Below are 3,618 nucleotides of genomic sequence, written 5' to 3' on the forward strand. Positions count from 1 at the left end.
CTGGTACTCCGCATGACTGCCGGCTCGCTTGAGCCGTTCCGCCAAGCGCTCAACAGTCGGCTTATCACCCACGATTAATGTCTTCATCCACGACTCCTTGAGGTTCGTGGGCTGACATCATATCTAATCTATTGAACGCAAATTGGTATCAACCCACCGCTGTGGTTTCGATAGGGCGCATCCGTTCCTCCGGTGCCGTTCCGACGGACAGCCGCCGGACGGGGAACGCGACGACGCCTCTTGTTGCCACCCGTGAAAGGCTGGCTGGCTTCGCCATCGTCGAAATATAGAATGACTCCCCCCGCCCAGCGGCAATGAGTGGTACTCGGCCGGCGTTGCTGTCGAACGCGAACCTGTGCCGAGGCTCAATCGATCAGCTTATTCTTCAGGGCGTAGTACGTGAGATCGCTGTTGGAGGAGAGATTCATCTTCTCCATCAGCCGCGTGCGGTAGGTGCTGACCGTCTTGACGGACAGGGACAGGGTCTTGGCGATGTCTCCCGCCTTCTCTCCCTTGGCGAGTTTGAGGAACACCTGGAATTCGCGCTCCGACAGTTGCTCGTGCGGTGCCACATCGTCTTTGCGGTCGAGCTGACGCGCCAACAATTCGGCTACGCCCGGCGTGATGTAGTGGCGGCCCCGTGAGATGACGCGGATCGCGTTCACGATTTCCATCGGTTCGCATTCCTTGTTGAGGTAGCCGCTTGCGCCCTGGCGGATCAGATTCATCGCGTAGTGCTCCTCGGGGTAGCCGCTCAAGATCAGGATGCCGACGTCCGGCGCCTTGGCGTGGATCATCGCCAACGCGTCGATGCCGCTTTGCCCGGGCATCGCGAGATCCATCACAAGCACATCAAGTTCGGTGGTGCGCACAAGCTCGATTGCTTCGCGACCACTGGCTGCTTCGCCCGCGACGCGCAGGTCGACCTGCTCCGAGAAGAACTGGCACAAGCCGGAGCGCACGATGGCATGGTCGTCCACGATTCCAATCTTGATCATTTGTTCCCCTTTCTGCCGCATTTGCCGAGCAGGCGCGCTCTGTCTCTTGGCGGTAGCGCTTCGAGCAAGCGGTTGAGAACGGGACCCGTTGTTTCTGAAATCGCGCGGGCACCTTGTTGAGAGTCCGCGCAGAAATGGCGCCGCTAAGGCCAATATCGTCAACCTTTTCATTTGCGTCTGTGCGCAAGCGCACAATCGTCAATGCGGGCGGCGCTACTGGCGGGTCAGGTGGTTGATTCGCCGGCAGTGATTCCAAGGCCGATATGGCCGCCGCCAAGGCAAAGTTCGGCAAAAGCTGAACTAGATGGCGCCGAAGAACCGCTCTGGTGCCCGTTCTGCCCCGGTGTGTGCGACATTTGGGTGACCAGCGCCCCGGTGGAGGGCGGCCACAGGTGCTGCACTGGCGCGGCCCGGTTGACCTGCTCCTCCATCCCTCCATCGCCTGAGCCCGGCGGCCTGCCAGTTCACGGTTGCGCCTTGACTCGGCGCTTTTACCAGCGAGATACCGACGATGCTCTCGAGCCCGACGACGGCGAGTTCCGTCGAGGCGTCGCGGCGCTGAAATCAGTATCGCGGGCCGCCTGCTGAAGGCTTGGCGTTGAATCGCCCTGCGCCGGTCATTACCCGCCCTGTGCCGGTTGCGCCGTGCTGGGCATGAACGAGTCTGCTGGGTTCTGCATCTGCCAAATTCCAATCGCACCGTGCTGTGCCCGTGCGAACGGCTGGACAGCGTTCTCCCGCACGATGTCGCACGTACGGCCATGAAACTGCCGTTAACGTGGGTTTTGCATCAGCCACAGGCTGCGCTACATTCAGACACAGATGACGCATTTCTGGGGCTTCAGCTTGTCATGACATCGACTCCGAACTCGTTTTCGCAGCGTCCACCTTCGGCGCGCAACGGCCTGCTGGAAGTGATGCCCCCGGACGTGCGGGCCGGTCTGGCGCCGCTCCTCGAACTGGTCCAACTCAAGTTGGGCGAGGTCCTCTACGAGTCGGGGGTGGTCCAGCAGCATGTGTACTTCCCGACCGACTGCATCGTTTCGCTGCTCTATGTGCTCGAGAACGGGCAATCCGCCGAGATCGCGGTCGTAGGGTTCGAGGGCATGGTCGGTGTCTCGCTCTTGATGGGCGGAGGCAGCACACCGAACCGGGCGGTGGTGCAAAGTGCAGGCTATGCGTTTCGCCTGGGCGCGAGCCATATCAAGCAACTGGTCGAGCAGGGCGGACCGTTGCTCCATCTTCTGCTGCGCTATACCCAGGCGCTGATCACCCAGATGTCGCAAACGGCGGTATGCAATCGACACCATTCGCTCGAGCAGCAGTTGTGTCGTTGGCTCTTGTTGAGCCTTGACAGGTTGCCGAGCAACGAATTGGTCATGACGCAGGAACTCATCGCCAACATGCTCGGTGTGCGACGCGAGGGGGTGACGGAGGCGGCCGGTAAGCTGCACCGCCTGAACCTGATTCAGTACGCTCGGGGCCACATCACCGTGTTGGACCGTCCGGGTCTCGAACGGCACGTGTGCGAATGCTACGAGGTGGTGAAGCGCGAGACTGATCGTTTGCTACCGAACACAATTGCTACCTGACCCGGCTGCACGTGCCGGCAATGGACTTGGCATGCACGTCGTCTGAAGGGGCGGGTACGCCCAACGAAGCCACTCACGGACAGCTTCAGAGGCAGAATGGTCTTTGCCGACTTACCGTCGGGAATGACGCACAGAATTGCGTCCAACCGCCCTGTGGGACGCTCGGTGCAAGGGGGTGCCGATCGGGTCTGGCATCGGCGGAGAAAGCACGTAGGCCCGATGCAGCAGCGCACAGACGGTTGGTGCTTCGGACAATGCCTGAGAAGAGTGGCCGCGCCACTGCCCTGCTCCGGCTTGATTGTCGATGTCTGTCCGCATCGTCGCGTCCAGTACCGGCATCATCCCGCTGGTCAGCCGCTTTTCAGCCATCCACACAACCGCCCTGAAAAGGATCGGTTCCATGGTACGGCCCCTCAGGTATGTGCGAACCAGGGATTCGGCCGCAAATTCGGAAGTGGTCATCGCGTTGCTCCATGCGCTGCGTGAACGTGCAGGAACATTACTGCTGAATCCATTCGCGATCCGTGCGGTGTCGCACATAGGACTCCGCCGCGACGGGGAGGGAGGCTTCGGTCGATCACCTTGTATCTCGTCGTCATCGTCTACAGGACGCCGGATGCCCTTGAACCAGGGTGTGGCTCGTGTGCGGCGGACTGCTTGGACTCATCATCGCTTTCACATGCGTCAAGCTTTGGCCGTTGAGCACCCTCACCACGGTCGCCATTGCTGCTTCCTCAGTCATCGTGTGCGGCGTATACGCAGCAAAGTTTGGGGATAGATTCTGGGAGGGGACGCTCAAAGCGCTCCGCGGCATGTTGTAGTGGCGTCGGAAGACGAACAGCCCAGATCGACAGCGGGCCTTCGACCGTCACTTTCAATGCGCCACAACCCGAGCTTTCCTGACCTGGCGACGCGCCGGCCATGCTTTTCACATAACACTGAACGCTGACCGGCCACGTAGCCATACGACTCGCTAGTGTACTGAGTTAGAAGTTCGCAGACAAAACCGCTCGACACCTGCAAGGATG

At 60.6% G+C, this 3,618-nt stretch carries 4 protein-coding genes; 1 reads left to right on the forward strand and 3 read right to left on the reverse strand.

All coding sequences use genetic code 11. The features are described 5' to 3' along the window. Window positions 1-365: 365 nt before the first annotated feature. Both AC1DY5_RS47030 and AC1DY5_RS47035 read right to left on the reverse strand, forming a co-directional pair. Entirely contained in the window at window positions 366-998 is a 633-nt protein-coding gene (locus tag AC1DY5_RS47030) for a response regulator (RefSeq protein ID WP_478121241.1), read from the reverse strand. Between the two features lie 224 nt (window positions 999-1,222). Further along, complete coding sequence (locus tag AC1DY5_RS47035; RefSeq protein ID WP_478121239.1) at window positions 1,223-1,429, reverse strand: hypothetical protein; 207 nt, start codon at window positions 1,427-1,429, stop codon at window positions 1,223-1,225. 420 nt (window positions 1,430-1,849) lie between these two features. On the opposite strand from AC1DY5_RS47035, the gene AC1DY5_RS47040 reads away from it, so the two are divergent. Further along, complete coding sequence (locus AC1DY5_RS47040; protein WP_478121242.1) at window positions 1,850-2,590, forward strand: Crp/Fnr family transcriptional regulator; 741 nt, start codon at window positions 1,850-1,852, stop codon at window positions 2,588-2,590. 111 nt (window positions 2,591-2,701) lie between these two features. Here the strand turns inward: AC1DY5_RS47040 and AC1DY5_RS47045 are convergent, their stop codons facing one another. Continuing rightward, on the reverse strand, window positions 2,702-3,052 hold the full coding sequence (locus AC1DY5_RS47045; protein WP_478121240.1) for a hypothetical protein: 351 nt from the start codon (window positions 3,050-3,052) through the stop codon (window positions 2,702-2,704). Between the last annotated feature and the right edge of the window lie 566 nt (window positions 3,053-3,618).

The organism is Variovorax sp. P4_D9, from assembly GCF_056401695.1.

Coding starts and splice junctions, on each gene's coding strand:
- AC1DY5_RS47035 (WP_478121239.1), bottom strand. CDS start 1,429: ATGGAGGAGCAGGTCAACCGGGCCGCGCCAGTGCAGCACCTGTGGCCG.
- AC1DY5_RS47045 (WP_478121240.1), bottom strand. CDS start 3,052: ATGACCACTTCCGAATTTGCGGCCGAATCCCTGGTTCGCACATACCTG.
- AC1DY5_RS47030 (WP_478121241.1), bottom strand. CDS start 998: ATGATCAAGATTGGAATCGTGGACGACCATGCCATCGTGCGCTCCGGC.
- AC1DY5_RS47040 (WP_478121242.1), top strand. CDS start 1,850: ATGACATCGACTCCGAACTCGTTTTCGCAGCGTCCACCTTCGGCGCGC.